We start from the raw sequence: 23,974 nt of genomic DNA on the forward strand, positions 1-23,974 counted from the left end.
GGCCGTTTTGTAGGTGACATGGATCGCTTCGGAGAGCTGGCGGGCATTCACGCAGCGGGGCTGGGCGTGCAGAAAAATGGCCTGGAACCAACGATGAAGAGGCGTACGGCTGCCTTCCATAATGGTGCCGGCGATCAAGGAAGTTTGCGTATGGCAGGAGCGACATTCGTAGAGCGGAATCCGACGGGTGGAAATGAGATAGAAAAGCGGGTGGTTGCAGCGCGGACAGCGAAAGCCGTCGGGCCACTTCATCTCGAACAGAACAGGGAAACAATCCGCTTCCTCTTTAAAGACGGAACAAAATTTTTGGAATTTCTCCGCGGCTTCTTTAAGGCTCATACGAATCTCCTTTCCGTTTTTAGCGAACGTTTGTTCTACTTTTATTATACCAAACATTTGTTCTTATTTAAAGTTGTAATTCGCTTATTTTTCTTTTTATCTATGTGATTTCCAACTGACTCGAAGGGATGTCGGCAAAAGGGGCGGAAAGGCGGTAGGGCAGGGCGGGTGCAGAGCGAACTGACGGGAGGGGATAGCGGTAAAAGGGGCAGAAAAGCGGTAGGGTAGGGCGAGTGCAGAGCGAACTGACTGAAAGGGATAGCGGCAAAAGGGGCGGAAAGGCGGATAGCGGTAAAAGGGGCAGAAAAGCGGTAGGACAGGGCGGGTGCAGAGCGAACTGACGGGAGGGGATAGCGGCAAAAGAGGAGAAAAGGCGGCGAGGCGGACACGGGATAGGATGGGAGGCGACGGGAGAGGGCGGTTGACATTCGCAGATGTCAATGATACATTAGCTACTGCTCTTTTGCCTTCCCTTGGCTATAATAGATGAAAGAACTGAAATCACGAGGGGGACCATCTTTGAATCACAAGGTTACGATCAACAAGAAAGAAATTGCGGTTACGTTCACCAGTTATTATGATACGGAGCTGGGCGAATTTTTATTTAAGCAAGTCATGTGCGACGTCTATATGCCGGGCAACGAAGTCGTTCCGATCGACGTGGAGAAGGAGCAGATTCGGCGCATCGTCGAAGGTTTCAAGAAGCGCAAGGAGCTGTACGACGAAATTCCTAAAGAAAAAATCAAAGGCAAAGAATATTACGTCATCAATACGAAAATGCGGTACGATCTGGATTGGCTGAAGGGGAGGAAGCAGGAGCGCCCGATGTCGCTGGCCGAGCACGAGAAGCTGAAGGCGGACGCCGCCCGCGGCATTAAGCCTGCGCCCAAGCCGACTGAGCGGGAACCGGAAGAAGCTCCGGCGCCGTCGAAACGGGAACCGGCTGCGCCGGAGTACAAGGATACCAGAAGGAAGTTTCTGCTTGCCCAAGGATTCAAGCATAATCTGGTTACGAACAACTGGGAGATCAAAGACATTCGCTTTCCCGACGCCAAGATCGACAAGGCCGCTTCCGATACGGAGTTCGAGGAAGGCATGAAGCGGCTGCTTGACGCATCCTACCAGAATCATCTGAAGCGCCGCACCTCTTCTTCCCGCAAGAACGAGTCCTGAACATAGATTGGCTTGAGCCGTTCGCGCCCTTTCGCAGGGTGCGGCGGCCTTTTTGATTAGAGCGGGCCCGGCGATGAAGGTCGGCCAGGCCTTGGCGGTAAGGATGGACTAGGCTAGGCGAGAAGGGTGGACTAGGCCAGGCGATAAGGGTGGACTAGACTCAGCGGTGAGGGGGGATCAGGCCAACGGTGAAGATCGATCAGGCCCGGCGGTATTAAATCCGGCGGGAGTCATTGCCGGAACGCGCTGCATCGCGGACTTCACGGGCTTTAATCAGTCTGTACTCTCCCGGAACGGTGCCGTACGCGCGGCGGAACTCGCGGGTGAAGTAGGTCGGCTCCATGCCGACATGGCGCGCGATCTGGCCAATGGACAGGCTCTCGTTCGTCTCCAGCAGCAACTGCCCTGCCGTCAGTCGGACATGGCGCAAATACTGCAGCGGCGTCTTGTGGAACGTCTGCAGGAACAGACGCGTCAGCTGCTTCTGCGAATAGCCGACTTGTTCCGCCAGATGGGCGATGCTGATTTCCCGGTGCATGTAATCCTGCATGAATTTCGCTGCTTTGAGCACGATCGAGGAACGCGACGTTTCAGGAGCGGGAAGCAGCAGGACGTTCGGGTCCAAGTCGCCTGCCGACTGCTTGCGAAGCTCCGTCAACAGGGCGAACAACAGCTCGGAAGCCGCCCACGTATCGTAATCGGCGCCCGAATGACGCCAAATGCGCTCCACCAGCTCGAGCAGACGGGCTACCGATTGGACGGGAATGGAGGAGGGAGCGTCGCCGAGCCCCCATGAAGCCCGGGCGATCGACGAGCCGTGGAACGAGACGAAGGCGACCAGCCAATCTCCCTCGACGACGGGCACGTATTCGTTCGGATATCCGGCCGGAATGTACAGCACCGTATTCTGATGGACGATGTCCCATTTGTTCTGGCCGAGCAGATGCATCCGTCCCTTGCCCGATGCCGTGATCAGCAGCTGGTGGGCAGAAAATCCCTCCAGACGGCTAAGCGCGCTCTGCTGCTCCATCCCTACCGTGTACACAGTGAACGGAACGACGCGCTCTTCCGACTCCGACGGGAAATTGGAACGCAAAGCAAGCTTCACCGTCACTCCCCCTTTCAAGAATGTCCATTTTGTACGAGGATGTGTCCCTTCCGAAAGTTGTCTGACTCAGTATAGCACATTCTATAATGGAACTGAGCAAGCTATCGAATCCGTAGAGAGGATGGTTGTCAAAGTGATCTCTGTTTCGAAATATTGGGAGGATCCCTCCATTCTGCAAATCAACCGCGAGCCGGCTAGAGCGCACTATATTCCCTATGCAGACCGGAGCGGCGCGGCGTCGGGCAAGCGGGCGCGCTCGCCCTATTACGGGACGCTGAACGGAAGCTGGAAATTCCGTTATTACGACAGCGTTCAGGAAGTTCCGGAAGGTTTTTACGAAGAGAACGCCGACCGGACCGGCTGGGATGAACTGCTCGTTCCTTCCTGCTGGCAGGTGAATGGCTACGACCAGCTTCACTATACGAACATCAATTACCCGATTCCGTGCGATCCGCCGTACGTGCCGGACCGTAATCCGGCAGGTTTGTACGAGCGGGAGTTCGAGATTCCGGCTGCCTGGGCGGATAAAGAGAAATATGTTGTTTTCGAAGGCGTCAATTCCTGCTTTTACATCTGGGTGAACGGGAGCTTCGTTGGCTACAGCCAGGGCAGCCGCGTTCCGGCGGAGTTCAAGCTGACCGGCATAAGGGGCGGCAAAAACCGGATCGCCGTCATGGTGCTGAAGTGGTGCGACGGAACGTATATCGAAGACCAGGATGCCTGGCGGTACTCCGGCATTTTCCGGGACGTCTATTTGCTGGCGAGGGACAAGGCGCATGTGCGCGACGCGTTCCTGAAGCAGCAGCTGTCCGAAGACTTCGGTTCGGCCGAGCTTTCCGTTGACGTAGAAGCGGTCGGGGCTATCCAGCTGTCCGTCGTCCTCACGGATGCGGAAGGAACGATGATCTCATCCGCGGATTCGGCGGTGTCCGGCGCGACGACGATCAAGCTTACGGTAAGCGATCCCGAGCTGTGGAATGCCGAGAGGCCGTATCTCTATAGGCTGTACGTGCAAGCAGGCGACGAAACGCTTTATTTTCCGGTAGGGTTCCGCAAGGTGGACATCGTCGACGGAGTTTTCCGTATCAACGGACAGGCCGTCAAGCTGAAGGGCGTCAACCGTCACGACTCCCATCCTTCGCTGGGCCAGACGATTCCGCTTAACCATATGATCCGCGATTTGAAGCTGATGAAGCGGCATAACGTCAATACGATCCGGACTTCCCACTATCCGAACGATACGCGGTTTCTCGACCTGTGCGACGAATACGGTTTCTATGTCATAGACGAGGCGGATTTGGAATGCCACGGCATCGGAAGCGGAGACTCGGCGCGCGAGGGCGAGTTTCATCGCCTGACCAACGATCCCGCCTGGAAGGATGCTTTCGTGGATCGGGCGGTTCGCATGGTCGAGCGGGACAAAAACCATGCCTGCGTCATCATCTGGTCGATGGGCAACGAGTCGGGCTACGGTCCGAACCATATCGCGATGCAGAAGTGGACGAGAATCCGAGACGGTTCGCGTCCCGTGCATTACGAAGGAGCGGCGCCGCATTACAAAGGAAGCACGGACACGGAAAGCCTGGACATGGAAAGCCGGATGTACGCTTCTCCAGCGGAGATCGAAGCATACGCGCAAGATCCGGCCAACCTTAAGCCGATGTTCCTGTGCGAATACAGCCACGCAATGGGCAACGGTCCCGGCGATCTGCACGATTACTGGGAAGTCATCTACCGCTATCCGAAACTGATGGGCGGATGCGTGTGGGAGTGGACCGATCACGGCATCTCCACCGAGACGCCGGAGGGCGTGCCTTATTTCGCTTACGGAGGCGACTTCGGCGATCTGCCGAACGACGGCAACTTCTGCATCGACGGACTGGTGACGCCGGACCGCAAACCGCATACCGGATTGCTGGAGCTCAAGCAGGTCATCGCTCCGGTGAAGATCGAGAAATCCGATGAGGAGGAGGGAAGCTACCTGGTTCGCAATCTGTACGACTTTGCGGATTTGTCTCGTACGTACATCCAGTGGAAGCTGGAGGAGGACGGAAAAATCGTCCGCCAAGGCACGATCTGGCAACTTGAGGCCGGTCCGCATCAGGAGCAGCTCGTCAAGCCGGATCTGGGATCCGACGATGCGGCCCCTCGTTTGCTGACTTTCTCGGTTCGCGTAAAGGAAGAGACGCCTTGGGCGGAAGCGGGATACGAGCTGACCTTCGCCCAGTTCGAGCTGGGGGCGGAGTCGCCGCGGGTGTCCTCCGACTCGTCTGCCAGCGTTGGGCGGCCGCTTAACGCCCGCGTCATCGGTTCGGAGCTCGCGCTGGAGGGCGCGGATTTCCGGTACGTTTTCGATTTGGCAGGCGGCGCGTTCCGAAGCCTGAAGAAGCATGGCGTGGAGATGCTGGCGGCTCCGACGCGGTTTGCCATCTGGAGAGCGCCGACCGACAACGACATGCACGTGAAAAAACAGTGGTTTGACGAAGGCTACGATCGAGCGGAGACGAAGATTTATGCGTGCGAATGGAAGCAGACCGGAGAAGGAGTCGTCGAGATCGAAGCGCGGTTTTCGCTCGGCGCTTACATCCGTTGTCCGCTGCTGCACGGAGAAGCGGCCTGGACGGTCGACGGCTCCGGACAAATCGCGCTTGCGGTGAAGGCGACCGTCCGCGAGGGGCTGCCGTATTTGCCGAGGTTCGGCCTGCAATTGACGATGCCTAAGGGCAGCGAAGAGGTCGAATATGCCGGCTTCGGCCCGCACGAGAGCTATGTCGACAAACGCCGAAGCGTGAAAAAGGGCCGCTATCTGCTGACGGTGGACGACATGTTCGAATCCTACATCCATCCGCAGGAGAACGGGGCCAGAAACGATACGGAATGGGCAATCGTCTCCAACGAACAGGGAATGGGGCTTCGCTTTGAGAGCGGCCTTCCGTTTTCGTTCGGAGCGTCTCATTACCCGGCGGAGGAGCTGACGCGGGCCACGCATGCGCATCTGCTCAAAAAAAGCGTCGAGACGATCGTTCACCTCGACTACCGGATGAGCGGCGTCGGCTCCAACTCGTGCGGCCCGCAGCTGGCCGACAAGTACCGGCTTGACAAGCGGGAGTTCGCCTTCGACCTGCGGATCAAACCCGTATTCAAGGAAGACGAATAACGAGCGGAGCGGGGGATAACGGATGGCGCGCGAGACAGGACATCGGGCTAAACGGAAGGAAGACGGCCGGACGGAGGGCGAACTGCTGCTTGCGTTCGCGGATTTCGGAGGCCGCCCGGATACGGGAGAGGATGCCGGCCCGGCGATGAGGCGCGCGTTGACCGCGGTTGCCGAGGCCCGGCGGCCAGTCCGGCTCGCGATCGAACCCGGACGCTACGATTTCTATGCGGAATCGGCCGAACGGGCGTCGTACTACATCACGAACACGGCAAGCGAACAGGAAAACCCGAACCCTGCCAAGTCGATCGGCATCCTCATGAAGGGGCTGAAAGACTTTACGTTGGACGGGGGAGGCGCGCTATTTCTATTTCATGGTAAAATGACGATGTTTGTTATCGATGAGTGCGAGAGAATCGTCGTGCGCAACTTGCATACGGATTTTGCGCAGCCGACGGTGGCCGAGATGACGATCGCGCGGCTCGGAGACAGCTGCATGGATGTATCCGTTCATCCCGATTCCCGCTATTCGATTGCCGAAGGCAGGCTTTCCTGGACCGGTCCGGGCTGGAGTTTCCTCGAAGGCCCGATGCAGGCGTACGATCCGGAGCGCAACGTCACTTGGCGCATCGACAACGTCGTCGCCCGCGCGGAGAGCGCTAAGGAGCTGGCTCCCGGAACGATCCGACTTCGCTTCGGCAAGGAGCCGGGCGAAGCTCTGGCAGAGGGCTGGACGCTGCAGGTTCGGGACGGCATTCGCGATCAGGTCGGCGTGTTCATTCACCGAAGCCGGGACGTGAAATGGCGGGATGTCGGCATTCATTTTATGCACGGGCTCGGCATCGTCGGGCAGTTCAGCGCCGATCTGAGCTTCCGCAGGCTGGATCTGTCGCCTCGGTCGGAAACGGGACGGACGGTGGCCGCGTTCGCGGATTTCGTACACCTGTCGGGCTGCGGGGGCAAAATCGAAATTGCGGAGAGCCGGTTCGTCGGCGCTCACGACGACGTCATCAACGTGCACGGCACGCATCTGCGCATCGTCGGCCGTCCTTCCGAGCGACAGCTCGCCGTTCGCTTCATGCATCCGCAGACGTACGGCTTCGCGGCGTTCGCGGCGGGAGACGAGATCGAATTCGTCCGGGCGGGCTCGTTAACGCCGTTCGGACGCGGCCGAGTGGCGGCGGCAGAGCTGACTTGCCCGCGCGAGATGCTGCTGACGCTGGAGGACGGGCCGCCAGAGGGCATCGGCGAAACGGACGTCGTCGAGAACGTGACATGGACGCCCGAAGCGGAAATCCGCGGCAACTACTTCGCCCGCATTCCGACCAGGGGCGTACTGGCGACGACAAGACGGCCGGTCGTCATCGCGGACAACGTGTTCGAGCGGATGCGGATGAGCGCCGTGCTTGTCGCCGACGACGCGGCATCCTGGTACGAGTCGGGACGGGTGGAGAATTTGACGGTCCGGGGCAACCGCTTTATCGAATGCGGCGGTCCTGATCAAGCCGTCATCGCCATTGCTCCGGAGAACGAGGAGATCGACGAGGAAGCGCCGGTGCATCGCGGTATTCGCATCGAAGACAACGTGTTCGAGACGCGGGAAACGCGGGTGCTGGAAGCGAAGAGCACACGTTCGCTGGAGTTCTCCGGCAACTCGGTCCGCTTTCTGGATGAACGAGCGGCGGACCCGGAGAGGGCTTTCCGGTTCGTCGCCTGCAGCGAAGTGAAGATCGGAAACAACCGGTTCGAGAAAGGGTTCGCGCAGGCGTGACGTGATGCGAAGGTGTGAAGTGACGCAAAGGCGCGAAAATGGAACGTAACGACGAGCGACAAGGGGAGAACAACGTGAAGCTGCAATACGCCAAACCGGCTTTCAGATGGACGGAAGCTTTGCCGCTGGGCAACGGACGGATCGGGGCGATGCACTTCGGAGGCGTCGAACGGGATCGCATCGGCTTGAACGAGGATACGCTGTGGTCGGGAACGCCGGCCAAAGACGGCAACAACAAGCGCGCGCTGGAAGTGCTGCCGGAAGTCCGCAAGCTTGTACGAGAGGGACGCTACGAGGAGGCCGATCTGAAAAGCAAGGAGATGATGGGCGACTATTCGCAGTCTTACTTGCCTTTCGGGGATCTTGTGCTGACGTTCGGTCACGGGGACGTGTGCCGTTCGTATCGGAGATCGCTCGATCTGAACGATGCGGTATCGCGGGTCGAATACGAGATCGGCGGGGTTAGCTATAAGCGGGAGCTGTTCGTCTCGCATCCCGACCGCGCGCTCGTTCTCCGGCTGGAAGCCGGCGCGCCCGGAGCCCTTGAGGTTCATGCGCGCCTGGACAGTCCGCTTCGCCACGCGACCTCGTCCGAGAACGGAAGGCTCGTTCTGCACGGAATCGCGCCGGAGCACGTCTCGCCGAGCTATTACGATTCTCCCGATCCGATCGTTTACGGAGACGCGGCGACGTCGGAGGCGATTCGTTTCGCGGGCGTTCTGCACGTCTCGGCGGAAGGTGGAACCGTTCGTGCGGACGGAGACGGTCTGCACGTGTTGGGCGCGCGCAGCGCCACGTTCGTATTCGCCGCGGCGACGACTTTTAACGGCGCGGCGGATGCGGCCGCGGAAGCGGGCCAGCACCTGGACGGAGCGCTGGCCAAAGCTTACGCCGCGCTTCGCGCCGACCATATCGCCGACTACCGGGCTCTGTTCGACCGAGTGCGGCTAGATCTTGGCGAACGCATCTCCCCCGAGGGGATGCCGACCGACGAGCGGGTCGCCGCGTACGGGTCGTCCGATCCGGATCTTGTCGGACTCTTGTTCCATTACGGGCGCTATTTGACGATCGCCGGCTCCCGTTCGGGGACGCAGGCGACGAATTTGCAGGGCATATGGAACGATCTGACTCGTCCGCCGTGGAGCAGCAATTATACGATCAATATCAACACGCAGATGAATTATTGGCCGGTCGAGACGGCCAACCTGTCCGAATGCCACGAGCCGATGATTTCCTTGATCGGAAGAGTGGCGCGAAGCGGGCGCAAAACCGCGGAGGTCCACTACGGCTGCCGCGGATGGGTCGCGCACCATAACGTCGACCTCTGGGGCCATTCGGCTCCGGCGGGAGGACGCGGAGCGGGGGACGCTTCCTGGGCGATGTGGCCAATGGGCGGCGTGTGGCTGGCGCAGCATCTGTGGGAGCATTACGCTTTCGGCGGGGATGCCGCTTACTTGCGGGACACCGCTTATCCGACAATGAAGGAAGCGGCGCTGTTCTGCCTCGACTTCCTCGAAGAAGACGAGCACGGCCGCTTGTCGACCTGCCCGTCGACCTCGCCCGAGCATAAGTTCCGCTACGACGGCAAGTTGGCCGGAGTCGGCCGGGCATCGACGATGGATATGTCGCTCATCTGGGATCTGTTCACGAATTGCATCGAATCGGCCGAAGCGCTCGGAACGGACGAACGGTTCGCGGAGGAGCTTCGCGCCGCCAGAGCCAAGCTCTATCCGCTTCAGGTCGGACGGGGCGGACGGCTGCAGGAATGGTTCGAGGACTTTGAGGACGAGGACCCGCATCATCGCCACGTCTCTCATCTGTTCGGCGTCTATCCGGGCCGGCAGCTGACGGAGCGGGATACGCCGGAGTTGTTCGCCGCCGCCCGCCGCTCGCTGGAGCTGCGCGGCAACGAAGGCACGGGGTGGAGTCTCGGCTGGAAGGTCGGATTGTGGGCCCGATTCCGCGAAGGCAACCAGAGCTACGAGCTGCTGACGAACCTGATGAGGCTCTCGGGAGAAGGCACGAATTATTCGCGGGGCGGGCTGTATCCGAACCTGTTCGACGCGCATCCGCCGTTCCAGATCGACGGCAACTTCGCCGCGACCTCCGGAATCGTCGAGATGCTGCTGCAATCGCACCAGAACGCATTGGAGCTGCTCCCGGCGCTGCCGGACGCCTGGCCGACCGGCAGCGTGGAAGGGCTGCGGGCCCGCGGCGGCTTCGAAGTCGGCATTCGCTGGCGGGAGGGCCGGCTGGAAGAGGCGGACGTACGTTCCTTGCACGGCCGGGTTTGCGAGATCGTGGAGACGGGGGAACTGTCCGTTACGGCGGACGGAGAGGAAGCAGTCGTTCAGTGCTCGCAGCAAGGAGGAGTCCGGTTCGCCACCGAGACGGGCCGGACATACCGTATTCGCCCCCTCTAGACCGTAGAGGAGCGACAAGTCTTCGGAAGGATGGAGTAGACGCGACAACATGACCACGATCGAGAGAGTTCACGTCGTTTTCAAGACGCATCTGGATATCGGATTTACCCACCTGGCGGCCCGCGTGGCCGAGCAGTACAGGGAGGAATACATTCCGAAGGCGATCGCGCTCGCGGAGCGGCTGGAGGAGGAAGGCGGCCCGGCCGGCTTCGTCTGGACGACCGGCTCGTGGCTGATCCGGCACTATCTGGATTCGGCCTCGGACGAGGAGAGACGCCGGATGGAGAACGCGATCGCCCGCGGGCATATCGCCTGGCACGGCCTTCCGTTCACGACGCACACGGAGCTGATGGACGAGGAACTGCTCCGGTTCGGCTTGTCGATCGCCCGCGATCTGGACGCCGCCTACGGCAAGACGACGATCTCGGCCAAGATGACCGACGTGCCCGGCCATACGCTGGGCATGGTTCCTCATATGGCGCGGGCCGGCATCCGCTATTTGCATCTGGGCGTCAATCCGGCGTCGAAGCGGCCCGACGTGCCGCGGCTGTTCCGCTGGCAGGCGGAGGACGGTTCGGAGATTATCGTCAACTATGCGGGCACGTACGGGGAGGAGCTGCAGCTGGAAGGGCTTCGCGACGTACTCGTCTTCGCCCACACGGGGGACAACTGCGGTCCGCCGTCGGCGGAGGAAATCCGCGAGCAGTTCGAGGAGATCGGCAGCCGTTATCCCGGCGCGGAAGTAGTCGCTTCGACGATGGACGCGTTCGCGCGCAAGCTGCTGGAAGCGAACTGCGAGCTGCCGGTCGTTCGAGAGGAGCTCGGCGATACGTGGATTCACGGAGCCGGGACGGACCCGCTTAAGCTGGCACGCTACCGGGAGCTTCTACGTCTGCGTTCCCGTTGGCTGGAGGAAGGGAAGCTGAAGCGTACGGATGAAGAGTATCGGCTCATGAGCATGGAGCTGCTGATGGTTGCCGAGCATACGTGGGGACTGGACGTGAAAAAATGGCTTCCCGACTTTCGCAATTACGCCAAGCGGGATTTCCAAGCCGCTCGTCTGCAAGACGAAGTGGACCCCGCCGACGTGCCGGCGAAGTTCGGCTATATCGGAGCGTTCGCGATGGACGAATTCGACAAGCATTCCGGCACGCTGTTCTCGGCGGAGGAGAGCCGCCGCTCGTATTCGCTGATCGAGAGTTCTTGGGCGGAGCAGCGGCAGTATGTGGACCGGGCGGTTTCGCATCTGGACGCAAAGCTGCGCGAAGAGGCGGAGCAAGGGCTGGGCGGTCTTGCGCCAAAACCTGCGGAAGCGGGCGGGGCGAAGCTCGGAGCGGCGGCGGGAAGCATCGCTCCCGGCAGCGGCTGGCAAGCGGAATTCGACGTAAGCGGCGCGCTGATCCGGCTGTCGGACGCGAGCGGCAAGCGCTGGGTCGACGAGGCGCACCCGTTCGGCGCGTACCGGTACGAGACGTTCGGCACGGAGGATTACGCCCGTTACTTCCGCACGTACATGCAGAACCTGCCCGTTACGCATCCGTGGGCGGACGCGGACTTCGGCAAGCCGGGCTTCGAATTTGTCCGTCCGCTGCCGAGCCATCGGTTGTATGCGCCCAGGCTGACCGACATGCGGCGGCTGGACGACGGCCGATACGTACTGCGGCTGTTTATGCCGGAGGAAGCTTACGAAGAATATGGCGCTCCGAGGGAGCTGGAAATCGCATACGGTTTCGGACCGGAGGCGATCGACGTTTCGCTGCAATGGTTCGGCAAGGACGCTAACCGCCTTCCCGAAGCGAGCTGGTTCGGCTGCGCGCTTAACGTCGACAATCCCAATCTGTGGACGATGGACAAGCTGGGACTGTCTGTCTCTCCTCTGCGCGTCGTGAAGGGCGGCAACCGCAATCTGCATGCTATCGGCAACGGCGTCCATTACGAGGGGGCGGACGGCTTCGCTTCCATCGAGACGCTGGACGCGGCTTTGGCCGCGCCGGGGGGCGGCAGGCTGCTGCAATTCGACCAATCGTTCGCTTCGCTGGAGCGGGGCTTTCATTTTAACCTGCACAACAATATTTGGGGAACGAACTTCCCGATGTGGTTCGGGGAAGACGCGAAGTTCCGGTTCAGGCTTCGCCTGAAATCGAATCCGCTGTGATCCGTTGATCGGACTGGCGGATTAACGGCAAATGGGCAGGCGGGACGGAGCAAGACGGCAGCGGGACGACGGAACAAGACGGTGCAAAACACGACAAAACAGGACGGGGCGGGGCATGCTTGGCATGTTATCCGCCTCGTCCTGTTTTGTTGGACGGACTACTCCAATGAAGCCAGAAGAGCCTGCATACGCTCGGGAATTTCGCGGCGAAGCTCGCTCCAGGGGACGAAAACGTCGGGCGTCCATTCGTGGGGCACGTAGTCGAAGCTTGGGCGGAAGGCGAACGTGCGCAGATGGCGTTCGGACAGCTCGTCGTCGCGCTTGCCTCTTTTGAATTCCCCGCGGAACATGTCGGGTTCGAGCAGGCCGTCCTTGCCCGCCTCCTCCATGCAGCACGTTTCCACGTTCGGCAGCAGTCGGAATACCTCCTCCAGCGGGGACATGGCATGCTTGCCCGGCTGGGAGTATAGCTTTACGCGACCGTCATCCGTCACGTTGCTGCGGTCCCGAAGCAGGCCGACCAAATACCGGCCGTGAAAGCTGCCTTCGCAGCCCGTGATCCGGCCGTCGTGGCCAACGTAAATCCACACATGCTCCAACTCGTACAGGTGCTGGATGTCGTAGTCCCAGTAAATGGCGTATTCGATGGCGAGGCGGACGCGTTGCGGATCGATCTCGATCGTGCGGTCGAACGACGGGGAAGGAGCGGTCGATTCGAATACGGTTACGCCGACGCGAATCGGCTTGAAGGGCTCCAGACGATCCATGTACAAAATCGGGGCGAAGCGCTGCACTGTGTCCCAGTGCGGAGAAAGCTTGGATTGGCTCATTTTCGGAATCCTCCCGGCGAAATTGATGATTGATTTGATTCGCACTTCTATGTATCATTAAATTAAGCGCTTTACTTAATATTATAAAGGATTAAATACATTTATTGAAGCGTATTAATTATAAGCGCTTAACTCTACAGATAGGAGAGAATGCCATGAGTACGATCCGCTTGACGATGGCGCAGGCGCTCGTCAAATTTCTGGATCAGCAGTACGTCTCCGCGGACGGGGAAGAGACGAAGTTCGTCACCGGCATTATGGGCATATTCGGTCACGGCAACGTGACGGGCATCGGCGAGGCGCTGGAGCGCAGTCCGGGCAATCTGACGTACGTGCAAGGCAAGAACGAGCAGGGAATGGCCCACGCGGCCGCCGCTTACGCCAAACAATCCTTGCGCAGAAGAATCTATGCCTGCACGTCCTCGATCGGGCCCGGCGCCTTGAATATGGTGACCGCGGCGGGAACGGCGACGGTTAACCGCATTCCGCTGCTCCTGCTGCCAGGGGACAACTTTGCATCGCGGCAGCCGGACCCGGTGCTGCAGCAATTGGAGGCGAGCCACGATTACACGGTGTCGGCGACGGACTGCTTCAAGCCGGTCAGCAAATACTGGGACCGGATCGTCCGTCCCGAACAGTTGATGACGGCGGCGCTGAACGCCATGCGGGTATTGACCGATCCGGCCGAGACCGGCGCGGTTACTCTCGCCCTTCCTCAGGACGTGCAGACGGAGGCGTACGATTACCCGCTCATCTTCTTCGAGAAGCGCGTCTATGAGCTGGAGCGGCAGCAGCCGGCTGCCAGCGCGCTGGCCACAGCCGCCGCGCTCGTTCGTTCGAAGCGCCGGCCGCTGATCGTCGCCGGAGGAGGCGTGCAATATTCCGGCGCGACTGCGGAGCTGGCCGCGTTCGCCGAGAAGTTCGGCATCCCGGTCGCGGAGACGCAGGCGGGCAAAGGCTCGCTGTCGTGGAGCCATCCGCTGTCCGTCGGCGGGATCGGCGTAACGGGGGGACTTGCCGCCAACAAGCTGGCCAAGGAAGCGGACCTGATCATCGGCATCGGAACCCGCTATTCCGACTTCACGACCGCGTCCAAGTCGGCCTTCGCAAATCCTGAGGCGAGCTTCCTGAACGTGAACGTCAATCGCATGGATGCCGTTAAGCTGGACGGCGCGGCGCTGATCGGGGACGCGAAGATGGCGATCCGGCTGCTCGGCGAGGCGCTGGAGGAAACAGGCTACGCGGCCGGATACGCCGACGGAGAGCTGGCGCGGGTCAGGGACGAGTGGAACGGCGAAGTCGAACGGCTGTACGCGATCGAGCGGGAGGACGGCCTCGCCCAGACAAGAGCGCTCGGCGTCGTCAATGAGACGATCGGCGATGAGTCCGTCATCGTCTGCGCGGCGGGCAGTTTGCCGGGAGATTTGCAGCGCTTGTGGCGTCCGGGCAATTCGCGCGGCTACCATATGGAATACGGATTTTCCTGCATGGGGTACGAGGTGAGCGGAGCGTTCGGCGTTGCGCTGGCCGAGCCCGACCGCGAGGTGTACGCGCTCGTCGGCGATGGCAGCTACCTGATGCTGCACTCCGAGCTGGTGACGAGCCTGCAAGAAGGGCGCAAGCTGACGGTGCTGCTGTTCGACAACCACGGCTTCCAGTGCATTCACAATTTGCAGCGCGGCCATGGCAGCGACGGCTTCGGCAACGAATTTCGCTACCGCGAGCCGTCGACCGGCCGTTACACCGGCGCGCCGCTGCCGATCGACTTCGCGGCTCACGCCCGCAGTCTGGGAGCCGCCGCTTACAAAGCCGGCTCCGTAGAGGAGCTTCGCGAGGCGCTGCGGCAGGCGAAGCGAGAGACAAGAACGACGCTGGTCGAAATTTCTGTCCTGCCGGGCACGAACACGGACGGCTACGAATCCTGGTGGAACGTCGGCGTTCCGGAAGTGTCCGCAAGTTCGAAGGTCGTGCAGGCGCACGAGGAAATGAACAAGCAAAAATCGCGGGCGAAAGCTTACTAGGAGGGATTGGCGGATGGCTACATTTCCTTTTCGCTTGGGCATTCATCCTATCAACTGGGTTGGGGAAGACGTAAGAGAGCATGGCGATGCGATGACGTACGAACAAATTCTGGACGATATTCAGGCGCTCGGCTTGACAGGAACCGAGATGGGCCGCAAGTTCCCGACCGATATCGCGCTGTTGAAAAAGGAGCTGGCGCAGCGGAACATTCAGCTCGTCTCGCAATGGAAATCGGTGCTGTTTTCCGATCCGGCTTACCGGGAGAGCGAGCTGGCGGCCTTCCGCGAGCATGCGAAGTTTCTGAAGGAGATGGGCAGCCGGGTGATCAGCACGTGCGAGGTCGGAGGCTCCCTGCATTTCGATCCGCGGCGCACGCCGAATGAGCGCGAGGTTATCCCTCTCGACGCCGCTGGCTGGGCTTCGCTGGCCGAAGGGTTAAACGCCGCCGGGCGCATCGCCCGGGAATACGGGCTTAAGCTGACGTATCACCATCACGGGGGCACGGCGATCGAGGGGCCGGAGGAGATCGATCGGCTGATGGCGGAGACGGACCCGGAGGCGGTGTTCCTGCTGTACGATACCGGCCATGCGCTGTACGGCGGGTCGGACCCGCTGGCACTGCTGCGCAAGCATTACGACCGGATCGCCTACGTTCATTTGAAGGACGTGCGCGTGTCGAGGCTGGAGCAGGCGAGGGCGGAAAAGATTGACTTTGTCACCTGCATTCGGCGCGGCGTGTTCACCGTTCCCGGCGACGGGAATATCGATTTCCGTCCGATCGTCGGCGAACTGGTTGCTCGGGGCTACGACGGGTGGACGCTGCTCGAGGGCGAGCAGGACCCGGCGGAGCATCCGGCGCGCGAGTATGCGGCTCGGGCGATCGCCTACTTGAACTCGATCCTGCCAGTTAAGGAGGGCGAGTAAGATGGCGCATACCGCATTTCCCGAAGGGCGGAAGTTCGATTTGACGGCGATCGGCCGGTTGTGCATCGACTTGAACGCCAACGAGATCAACCGTCCGATGGAGCAGACGATGACGTTCACGAAATATGTGGGCGGCTCTCCGGCCAACATCGCGATCGGCGTTAGCCGACTGGGGCGCAAAACGGCGTTTATCGGCAAAATCGCCGACGACCAGATGGGACGTTTCATTCGCGGCTACCTGGACAAGGAAGGCATCGAGACGCGAAACGTCGTGACCGACACGACGGGCGCGGTGACCGGGCTTGCTTTTACCGAGATCAAGAGTCCGACGGAATGCAGCATCCTGATGTACCGGGATAATGTCGCGGATTTGAAGCTGAGTCCGCTCGAAGTCGACGAGTCGCTGATCGCGGACAGCAAGGCGCTGCTCGTCTCGGGGACGGCGCTGGCGGCCAGCCCGTCGCGCGAGGCGGTGCTGCTCGCTGTCGATTATGCTCGCAGGCACGGCACGAAGGTTGTTTTCGATCTCGATTACCGTCCGTATACGTGGCGGTCGGAGGAGGAGACGGCGGCGTATTACAATCTGGTCGCGGAGAAGAGCGACATTATCGTAGGGACGCGCGAAGAGTTCGACTGCATGGAGAAGTTCGAGGCCAACCCGGGGCATGACGACCGGATAACCGCCTCCAAGTGGTTCGGCTACACTGTCGGCATCGTCATTATCAAGCACGGCAAGGAAGGCTCGATCGCGTATAGCGCGGACGGGCAGGAGCATCGGGCGCGGTCGTTCCCGGCCAAGGTAATCAAGACGTTCGGCGCGGGCGATTCTTATGCCGCCGGATTCTTTCACGGACTGCTGTCGGGCTGGACGATCGGCAAAAGCATGGAATTCGGCAGCGCCGCGGCCAGCATCGTCATTTCGAGCCACAGCTGCTCGGACGCGATGCCGACCGCCGCGCAGGTGACGGACTATATCGAACGCTGCGGCCGCGGCGAGATTACGGCGGGCTGAGCGCAAGCGAGCGTTCGCAACTAACGGAAAAGAGGGAACACGATGACCGCAACGCTTAAAAATTGGATCGCAGGGCAATGGGTGGAATCGGGCGCTACGGATTATGAAGAAGTAGTCAATCCGGCAACGGAGGAGGCGCTGGCCCGCGTTCCGCTGTCCGGGGAAGCGGATGTCGACGCGGCGGTAATTGCCGCGGAAATGGCGTTCGCGACCTGGAGCCGGACGCCGGTGCCGCGCCGGGCGCGGATTTTGTTCAAGTACCAGCAGCTGCTCGTCGCGCATTGGGAGGAGCTGGCGCGGCTCATTACGCAGGAGAACGGCAAAAGCTACGCCGAAGCGTACGGGGAAGTGCAGCGCGGCATCGAATGCGTCGAGTTCGCCGCCGGCGCTCCGTCGCTGATGATGGGCAAGCAGCTTCCCGACATCGCGTCGAATCTGGAGTCCGGCATGTACCGGTATCCGATCGGCGTCGTCGGCGGGATTACGCCGTTTAATTTTCCGATGATGGTGCCGTGCTGGATGTTCCCGCTGGCGATCGCCTGCGGGAACGCGTTCGTGCTAAAGCCGTCGGAGCGTACGCCGCTGCTGGCCAACCGGTTGGCGGAGCTGTTCCACGAAGCCGGTCTGCCGGCGGGCGTGTTGAACGTCGTTCACGGCGGACGCGACGTCGTAAACGGATTGCTGGCGCATCCGGGCATTCAGGCGATCTCGTTCGTCGGCTCGCAGCCGGTCGCCGAATACGTCTACAGGACCGGCTCGGCTCACGGCAAACGCGTGCAAGCGCTGGCCGGCGCGAAAAACCACTCGATCGTCCTGCCCGACGCCAACCTCGACCTGGCGGTCAAGGAAATCGTCAGCGCTGCATTCGGTTCGGCGGGCGAGCGATGCATGGCTTGCTCCGTCGTCATCGCCGTCGGCGGCATCGGCGACGTATTGGTGAAACGGCTGACCGCGGCCGCCGACGCCCTCAAGATCGGCAACGGCATGCAGGAAGGCACGTTCCTCGGCCCCGTCATCCGCGCCTCCCACAAGGAGCGCACGCTCGGCTACATCGCATCCGGCGAAGCGGAAGGCGGCGTGCTCGTGCGGGATGGCCGCAGCGATGCGGCGGCTCAGGGCGACGGCTACTTCGTCGGACCGACGATTTTCGATCAAGTCGGCTGCGAGATGAAGATTTGGAAGGACGAAATTTTCGCCCCGGTGCTGTCGGTCATGCGCGCGGATACGCTGGCGGAAGCGATCGAGATCGCCAACCGCTCGGAATTCGCCAACGGCGCCTGCCTGTTCACGGACAGCGGCAGCAGCGTGCGGCAGTTCCGCGAGACGATCGATGCGGGCATGCTCGGCATCAATCTGGGCGTTCCGGCGCCGATGGCGTTCTTCCCGTTCTCCGGCTGGAAGAAATCGTTCTACGGCGATCTCCATGCGAACGGCGCGGACGGAGTCGAATTTTACACCCGCAAAAAAATGGTGACCGCCCGTTGGTAGGGCAGACGAGCCGCGACGCGGAAAAGAAGGATGGCAGACGAACATGAAGAAAATCAGAATCGGCATCATCGGTGCCGGAAGAATCGGCAAGATCCACGCCGACAATCTCCTGAGACATCCGCTGGCGGAAATCGCGGCGATCGGCGACCTGTTCGCCGGCGACGAATTGAACGAATGGGCGAAGCAGCGAAGCATTCCCGTCGTTACGCGCAACAGCGACGACATTATCGGCGATCCGAACATCGACGCCGTCTTCATCTGCTCCTCGACGGATACGCACGTTCCGCTGATCAAGCAGGCCGCGGGTCAGGGCAAGCACATTTTCTGCGAGAAGCCGATCAGCATGGACATTCGCCAGACGGAGGAAGCGCTCGAAGCGGTCAGGCTTGCGGGAGTGAAGCTGCAGGTCGGCTTTAACCGCAGATTCGATCACAACTACCGGCGCATTCGCGAGCATGTGAACGCGGGGGCGATCGGGGACGTGCAGCTCGTCAAGATTACGTCCCGCGATCCTGCGCCGCCGTCGGAGGAGTACATCGGAAGCTCGGGCGGCATGTTCATGGATATGATGATCCACGATTTCGACATGGCCCGCTACTTGTCCGGCCTAGAGGTAGAGGAGGTGTATGCCCAAGGCGGCGTGCTGATCGATCCGGTATTCGGCAAGCACGGCGACGTCGATACGGCGATCGTGACGCTGCGTTTTGCCGGAGGCGCCTTCGGGGTCATCGATTGCAGCCGCAAGGCGTCTTACGGGTACGATCAGCGCGCGGAGGTGTTCGGCTCCAAGGGTTCCGCTGCGACGGCGAACGATCACCCGAATACGGCCGTGCTGAGCACCGCCGAAGGCATATGGAGCGACAAGCCGCTGTACTTCTTCCTGGAGCGCTACGAAGCGGCGTATCGCGACGAGATCGAACGTTTCGTCGATTGTCTCGTTCGGGGCGAGGCGCTGCCGGTAGACGGCAGGGATGGAGCGGCGGCGGAAAAAATCGCGCTGGCCGCGAAGCTGTCCTTGCAGCGGAACCGGCCCGTGAAGCTGTCGGAGATCGATTAGGAGAAAGGTGGGGACGACGCGATGAGTCATCTGATAGTCAGCCCGGGCGCTCCGGGTGCGGGAGACCGGCCGGTGCTGTCGATTACGCCGGAATCGGCCGGCTGGGACTACGTGGGGTTCGAGACGTATCGGCTGCGGGCCGGAGAGAAGCTGGCCCGGCCTACCGGGGACAGCGAAGTCTGTCTCGTGCTGGTGGAAGGCATAGCGCATGTGGCGACTTCCGAGCAGAGCTGGCGGGACGTCGGCAAGCGCATGAGCGTGTTCGAGCAAACCCCTCCCTATGCCGTCTATGTCCCGAACGACGACCGTTACGAGGTAGAGGCGGTCACCGATCTGGAGCTGGCGGTCTGCCGGGCTCCGGGACGGGGCAACCACGCCGCCCGCCTCATTACGCCTGCGGAAATCGGCGTCGAGGTGCGGGGCGAGGGCGCGACGCAGCGGTTCATTCACCAAATTTTGCCCGAGGGCCAGCCGGCCGACAGCCTGCTTGTCGTGGAAGTATTCACGCCGCAGGGACACTGGTCCAGCTTCCCTCCGCACAAGCACGACCGGGACGCGCTGCCGGAGGAATCGCTGCTGGAAGAAACCTACTATTATCGAGTCCAGCCCGAGCAAGGCTTCGCGATTCAGCGGGTGTACACGGACGACCGGTCGCTCGACGAGACGCTGGCGGTGAAGAACGGGGAAGCGGTGCTGGTGCCTAAAGGCTATCACCCCGTCTCCGCGCCTCCCGGCTACGACGTCTATTATCTGAACGTCATGGCCGGCCCCGTTCGCACGTGGAAGTTCTACAACGATCCGGATCACGCCTGGCTGGCGCAGCCCCGTAAGTAAGGGCGCACAAGAGGATCGATGCTTGCATTAAGCGGGAAATCGTCGGATAATGACCGGAAAGGGGGCGCTCTCGTCAACCCTGATCGAAATTTCCATAAACGAGGTTGACTATGAAAGCGACTACGATCTATGACGTCGCCAAGGAAGCGGGCGTGTCCATCGCGACCGTCTCCAACGCGATCAACGGCAAAGGAAACGTCAGCAAGAAGAAACGCGACGAAATTTTCAAGGTGATGGAGCGGCTGCAGTATCAGCCCAGCGTAATCGCTTCGGCCCTGATGGGCAAAAAAACGTACACGCTCGGACTGCTTATTCCCGACGTCTCCAACCCCTTTTTCTCCGAGATCGCCCGTTCCGTCGAGGATTTGGCGCATTCGGCCGGATACAGCCTGATTGTGTGCAGCACCGACAACAAGGACGAGCGCGTGGACAAATATTTGCGCCTGCTCGAGCAGAAAAGCGTGGACGGCATCCTGATCGGAACCGGCACGGAGAACGGGGAGACGCTGACGCAGCTGGCGGAGAAGTCGGTCCCGATCGTGATGATCGCCAGGGAAGCGGCGGGCGTGCCCGCGCACAGCGTCCTGACCGACGACTTCAAGGGCGGCGGGCTGGCGGCCGAGCATCTGCTCGCGCTCGGTCATTCCCGGATGGCGATCCTGTCGGAGAAGCTTGAGGTGAGCAGCAGCGTCGAACGGGTGAGGGGCTTCCGCTTCGCCCTGTTCGAGGCCGGCATCGCCTTGGGCAACGACGGCGTCGTCTCCTGCGATTCCAGCATCAAGGCCGGCAAGAAGGCGGCCGCCGCCCTGCTCGCGCGGGAGGAACGCCCTTCGGCGATCTTCTGCTGCAACGACTTGCTGGCGATCGGAGCGCTGCAAGCGGCCAAAGAGGCGGGGGTGAGAGTGCCGGAGCAGCTGTCGGTTATCGGCTTCGACGACACGATCCTGTCGACGGTCACCAATCCCGCGCTCACGACGGTCGCCCAGCCGATGGACCAGATGGTCAAGCTGGCGTTCGGTCTGCTGGTCGACGGACAGGAGAACGGCGCGTCATCCGACTCCTCCATCCGTCAGCGCATCGTCATGCCGCCGAGTCTCATCGTCAGGGAATCGACGGGCAAGCTCGACTAACTCCGGCGTTCGGCCTGCTGGCCGGGCAGCTCGCGAGAAAGTAAAGCGCTTTTCGAACCAGCCTCTTCGTTCCCGGATTTTCGATTCCGCAGCACTGCCAAGAGCCTCCGAACGACCGTCGGAGGTCTGTTTCCCCATGTGCGTAAAAAAGCCTGAAACCCCGCGAAAAACGCCGGTTTTTTTCTCCTAAAATGGTCTTGCATTCCAAGTGCGCCCCATGTATGATACTAATCAAACGCTTACATTAAGCGCTTACACGAGAAGTCGCAAAAGATAAGACAGCGGTACTGCGACGGACAGCGCAAAGATTTGATTATTTTTTACATCGCTATTAAACCGGTTTAATAAAAAAGAGATAGGCTAGTTGAGTCGGGACGAACCCGAGCGCGAATACGCGAACACGAATTAAACCGGTTTAATACTCGAGGGGGGTGGCCTTGGCGGCCGGCGCGGCCGTACGCAAGGAACTGAAATGCCGAATTCATTCATGGAGGGGTTACCTTGAAAAGAAGTCATTCGTTATTGGTTCTGCTCATGTGTATGGTCGTACTGGCCGCGGGCTGCACAAGCAATAATACGGCTCAGCCGAGCGAGACGAAGAAAGCGGTGGAGACGGGGGAGGCGAAGCCGACGCCCGTAGCGGTCGAAGGCACGGAAGGGTTGAAGGAGGCGCCGATGCTGGCGGCTCTCGTCACGGACGGCAAGCTGCCTCCGGTCGAAGAGCGCATGCCGGTCGCGGCCGACATTATGATCGAGCCGGTCGTCGAGGAGATCGGTCAATACGGCGGCGATTGGAACATGGCGTGGAACGGCCCGGGCGACAAATGGGGCGTCGGGATGATTACGGAGGAAGCGCTCTTCCGCTTCAACAAGGAAGGGAACAAAGTCGAGCCGAACGTGGCCAAAAGCTTCGAGGTCAACGACGATTCCACCGTGTTCACGATCCATCTCCGCGAAGGCATGAGGTGGTCGGACGGACAGCCGTTCACCGCGGACGACGTGCTGTTTTATTGGGAGCACATGCTGACGAAGGAGACGTTCGGCAAGAAGATTTACGACGCTTACTACTCCGTCGATCCGGTCAGCGGCGAGAAGGCGCTGGCCGAGGTGAAGAAGGTCGACGATTATACGTTCACCGTGACCCACAAGTATCCGAGCGTGCAATTCCTGGAGCGGGTGGCGATCGACAACAAGTGGTTTTTCGCTCCGTCCCACTTTCATAAGACGATTTTGCCGGAGTTCGTGGGCGACGCCAAGACGCTCGAAATCACGAAGCAATGGGGCTACGAGGATCCGAAGCAGTTCCTCGTCGAAACCGGCTACTACTACTGGCTCTATCCGCAAATTCCGACGCTGCGGCCGTGGATCGCGAAGACGGACGCGAACAGCGACCAGTTCATCATGGAACGCAACCCGTACTACTGGAAGACGGACGAAGCCGGACAGCAGCTTCCTTACCTGGACCGCATCGTCGAGAACAAAATCCAGGACCCGAGCCAGAAGCTGCTCGGCACGCTGTCGGGCGAGTACAATTTCGGCACGTTCGACGCCGGCGACTTCACCGTGCTGAAGGAGAACGAGAAGAAGGGCAGCTTCCGCGTCATTCCGTGGACGCAGCCGACCTGGTCGAGCAACGGCATTCAGCTGAACCAGACGACGAAGGACGCGAATCTGCGCAAGCTGTTCCAGGACATCCGCTTCCGCGAAGCGATCTCGATCGGGGTCAACCGCGAGGAAGTGTCCGATATCGTCACGAACGGTCTGGCCGACCCGATCCAGGCTTCGGTGCCGGAAGGCGTCGTCGGCTACCAGGAAGGCTGGGCGCAGCAGTGGGCCGAGTTCGATCCGGACCGCGCCAACCAGCTGCTGGACGAAATCGGCCTCACGAAGCGGGACAAGAACAACTTCCGCATGTTCGCGGACGGCTCGGACCTGACGCTTACCATTTTCGAATCCGATCCGAACAAGAACGCGTTCCTCGAGCTGCTGAAGAAATATTTTGAGGACCTCGGCCTGAAAACGAACATCAAGCTGGTGGACAACGGCGCGCTCTTCGACCTGAAGTACGCGAACGAGGTTCCGATTCATACGGAGAACATCTCCGTCGCGAACGTGGCGCTTCGTCCGGATACGCTCGTACCGCTGCGCATCATTACGCCATGGTTCGGCCATTACGGCCTGTACTCGCAATCGGGCGGCACGGAAGGCGTGAAGCCGGAAGGCGACGTGGCCGAAATTCTGAACATCTGGAACAAAATCAAAGCGAGCAAGAGCGCCGACGAAATCAATCAGCTCGCCAACGAGCTTTACAAGATCCATATGAAAAACCAATGGGTAATCGGCTACGCCGGTCCGACTCCGACCTTGCTGGTGGCCGCGAACAACCTGCGCAACATTCCGGGCGACCTCGTCTGGGTGGACGAATACCGCACGCTCGGGCACGCCCATCCGGCGCAGTTCTTCATCAAATAACGATGCTGGATTAACATCGCAAGCGGCGGCGGGGGACGCGAGTTCCCCGCTGTCCCGCGGTTCTGAGCAGCAAGGGAGAGGA

Annotated in this window: 16 protein-coding genes; 13 read left to right on the forward strand and 3 right to left on the reverse strand. The window is 60.7% G+C overall.

Annotation, left to right across the window (positions count from 1 at the left end):
- Nucleotides 1-396: transposase (locus tag ACESLM_RS21645; protein WP_372634167.1), on the reverse strand; the 396-nt coding region annotated here is incomplete at its 3' end.
- Between the two features lie 462 nt (nucleotides 397-858).
- Between ACESLM_RS21645 and ACESLM_RS21650 the strand changes: the two genes are divergently transcribed.
- Nucleotides 859-1,512 carry a hypothetical protein gene (locus ACESLM_RS21650; protein WP_372634170.1) on the forward strand — a complete coding sequence of 218 codons (654 nt, stop codon included), beginning with the start codon at nucleotides 859-861 and terminating at the stop codon, nucleotides 1,510-1,512.
- Between the two features lie 214 nt (nucleotides 1,513-1,726).
- Here the strand turns inward: ACESLM_RS21650 and ACESLM_RS21655 are convergent, their stop codons facing one another.
- A complete protein-coding gene (locus ACESLM_RS21655; RefSeq protein WP_372634172.1) occupies nucleotides 1,727-2,620 on the reverse strand; it encodes an AraC family transcriptional regulator in 894 nt (297 codons plus the stop codon).
- A 133-nt stretch (nucleotides 2,621-2,753) separates the two neighbouring features.
- Here ACESLM_RS21655 and ACESLM_RS21660 point away from each other — a divergent pair, with 133 nt between their 5' ends.
- The 4 genes from ACESLM_RS21660 to ACESLM_RS21675 are packed head-to-tail and all read left to right on the forward strand — an operon-like array spanning nucleotide 2,754 to nucleotide 12,123.
- The gene (locus tag ACESLM_RS21660; protein WP_372634175.1) at nucleotides 2,754-5,777 is read left to right on the forward strand and encodes a glycoside hydrolase family 2 TIM barrel-domain containing protein; all 3,024 of its coding nucleotides are present in this window, start codon (nucleotides 2,754-2,756) and stop codon (nucleotides 5,775-5,777) included.
- Between the two features lie 22 nt (nucleotides 5,778-5,799).
- Entirely contained in the window at nucleotides 5,800-7,545 is a 1,746-nt protein-coding gene (locus ACESLM_RS21665; RefSeq protein ID WP_372634178.1) for an alpha-1,3-galactosidase-related protein, read from the forward strand.
- A 38-nt stretch (nucleotides 7,546-7,583) separates the two neighbouring features.
- Complete coding sequence (locus ACESLM_RS21670; RefSeq protein WP_372634181.1) at nucleotides 7,584-9,968, forward strand: glycoside hydrolase family 95 protein; 2,385 nt, start codon at nucleotides 7,584-7,586, stop codon at nucleotides 9,966-9,968.
- A 49-nt stretch (nucleotides 9,969-10,017) separates the two neighbouring features.
- Nucleotides 10,018-12,123, forward strand: a complete 2,106-nt coding sequence (locus ACESLM_RS21675) for a DUF5054 domain-containing protein (RefSeq protein ID WP_372634184.1) — start codon at nucleotides 10,018-10,020, stop codon at nucleotides 12,121-12,123.
- A 158-nt stretch (nucleotides 12,124-12,281) separates the two neighbouring features.
- Here the strand turns inward: ACESLM_RS21675 and ACESLM_RS21680 are convergent, their stop codons facing one another.
- The gene (locus tag ACESLM_RS21680) at nucleotides 12,282-12,953 is read right to left on the reverse strand and encodes a hypothetical protein (RefSeq protein WP_372634187.1); all 672 of its coding nucleotides are present in this window, start codon (nucleotides 12,951-12,953) and stop codon (nucleotides 12,282-12,284) included.
- Between the two features lie 155 nt (nucleotides 12,954-13,108).
- Between ACESLM_RS21680 and iolD the strand changes: the two genes are divergently transcribed.
- The 8 genes from iolD to ACESLM_RS21720 all read left to right on the forward strand — a co-directional run bounded on the left by iolD (nucleotide 13,109) and on the right by ACESLM_RS21720 (nucleotide 23,892).
- Complete coding sequence (gene iolD, locus ACESLM_RS21685) at nucleotides 13,109-14,974, forward strand: 3D-(3,5/4)-trihydroxycyclohexane-1,2-dione acylhydrolase (decyclizing) (RefSeq protein WP_372634190.1); 1,866 nt, start codon at nucleotides 13,109-13,111, stop codon at nucleotides 14,972-14,974.
- A 13-nt stretch (nucleotides 14,975-14,987) separates the two neighbouring features.
- Entirely contained in the window at nucleotides 14,988-15,899 is a 912-nt protein-coding gene (gene iolE, locus ACESLM_RS21690; protein WP_372634193.1) for a myo-inosose-2 dehydratase, read from the forward strand.
- A gap of 1 nt (nucleotide 15,900) precedes the next feature.
- Complete coding sequence (gene iolC / locus ACESLM_RS21695; RefSeq protein WP_372634197.1) at nucleotides 15,901-16,911, forward strand: 5-dehydro-2-deoxygluconokinase; 1,011 nt, start codon at nucleotides 15,901-15,903, stop codon at nucleotides 16,909-16,911.
- A 42-nt stretch (nucleotides 16,912-16,953) separates the two neighbouring features.
- On the forward strand, nucleotides 16,954-18,399 hold the full coding sequence (locus ACESLM_RS21700) for a CoA-acylating methylmalonate-semialdehyde dehydrogenase (protein WP_372634200.1): 1,446 nt from the start codon (nucleotides 16,954-16,956) through the stop codon (nucleotides 18,397-18,399).
- 43 nt (nucleotides 18,400-18,442) lie between these two features.
- Nucleotides 18,443-19,456: an inositol 2-dehydrogenase gene (iolG, locus tag ACESLM_RS21705; RefSeq protein WP_372634202.1), complete on the forward strand. Its 1,014-nt coding sequence runs from the start codon at nucleotides 18,443-18,445 to the stop codon at nucleotides 19,454-19,456.
- Nucleotides 19,457-19,477: 21 nt separating this feature from the next.
- Nucleotides 19,478-20,290, forward strand: coding sequence for a 5-deoxy-glucuronate isomerase (gene iolB / locus ACESLM_RS21710; RefSeq protein WP_372634205.1), 813 nt, complete (start codon nucleotides 19,478-19,480; stop codon nucleotides 20,288-20,290).
- Nucleotides 20,291-20,400: 110 nt separating this feature from the next.
- A complete protein-coding gene (locus ACESLM_RS21715; RefSeq protein WP_372634208.1) occupies nucleotides 20,401-21,420 on the forward strand; it encodes a LacI family DNA-binding transcriptional regulator in 1,020 nt (339 codons plus the stop codon).
- 501 nt (nucleotides 21,421-21,921) lie between these two features.
- Nucleotides 21,922-23,892, forward strand: a complete 1,971-nt coding sequence (locus ACESLM_RS21720; RefSeq protein WP_372634211.1) for an ABC transporter substrate-binding protein — start codon at nucleotides 21,922-21,924, stop codon at nucleotides 23,890-23,892.
- The last annotated feature ends 82 nt before the right edge of the window (nucleotides 23,893-23,974 follow it).

It is taken from the genome of Cohnella sp. (assembly GCF_041641335.1).
Classification (GTDB): Bacteria; Bacillota; Bacilli; order Paenibacillales; family Paenibacillaceae; genus Cohnella.

What these genes read in the sequence shown, in the direction of transcription:
- iolB (WP_372634205.1), top strand. Translation starts at nt 19,478, where the DNA reads ATGAGTCATCTGATAGTCAGCCCGGGCGCTCCGGGTGCGGGAGACCGG.
- iolC (WP_372634197.1), top strand. Translation starts at nt 15,901, where the DNA reads ATGGCGCATACCGCATTTCCCGAAGGGCGGAAGTTCGATTTGACGGCG.
- iolG (WP_372634202.1), top strand. Translation starts at nt 18,443, where the DNA reads ATGAAGAAAATCAGAATCGGCATCATCGGTGCCGGAAGAATCGGCAAG.
- ACESLM_RS21680 (WP_372634187.1), bottom strand. Translation starts at nt 12,953, where the DNA reads ATGAGCCAATCCAAGCTTTCTCCGCACTGGGACACAGTGCAGCGCTTC.
- iolE (WP_372634193.1), top strand. Translation starts at nt 14,988, where the DNA reads ATGGCTACATTTCCTTTTCGCTTGGGCATTCATCCTATCAACTGGGTT.
- ACESLM_RS21715 (WP_372634208.1), top strand. Translation starts at nt 20,401, where the DNA reads ATGAAAGCGACTACGATCTATGACGTCGCCAAGGAAGCGGGCGTGTCC.
- ACESLM_RS21675 (WP_372634184.1), top strand. Translation starts at nt 10,018, where the DNA reads ATGACCACGATCGAGAGAGTTCACGTCGTTTTCAAGACGCATCTGGAT.
- iolD (WP_372634190.1), top strand. Translation starts at nt 13,109, where the DNA reads ATGAGTACGATCCGCTTGACGATGGCGCAGGCGCTCGTCAAATTTCTG.
- ACESLM_RS21665 (WP_372634178.1), top strand. Translation starts at nt 5,800, where the DNA reads ATGGCGCGCGAGACAGGACATCGGGCTAAACGGAAGGAAGACGGCCGG.
- ACESLM_RS21670 (WP_372634181.1), top strand. Translation starts at nt 7,584, where the DNA reads ATGGAACGTAACGACGAGCGACAAGGGGAGAACAACGTGAAGCTGCAA.
- ACESLM_RS21700 (WP_372634200.1), top strand. Translation starts at nt 16,954, where the DNA reads ATGACCGCAACGCTTAAAAATTGGATCGCAGGGCAATGGGTGGAATCG.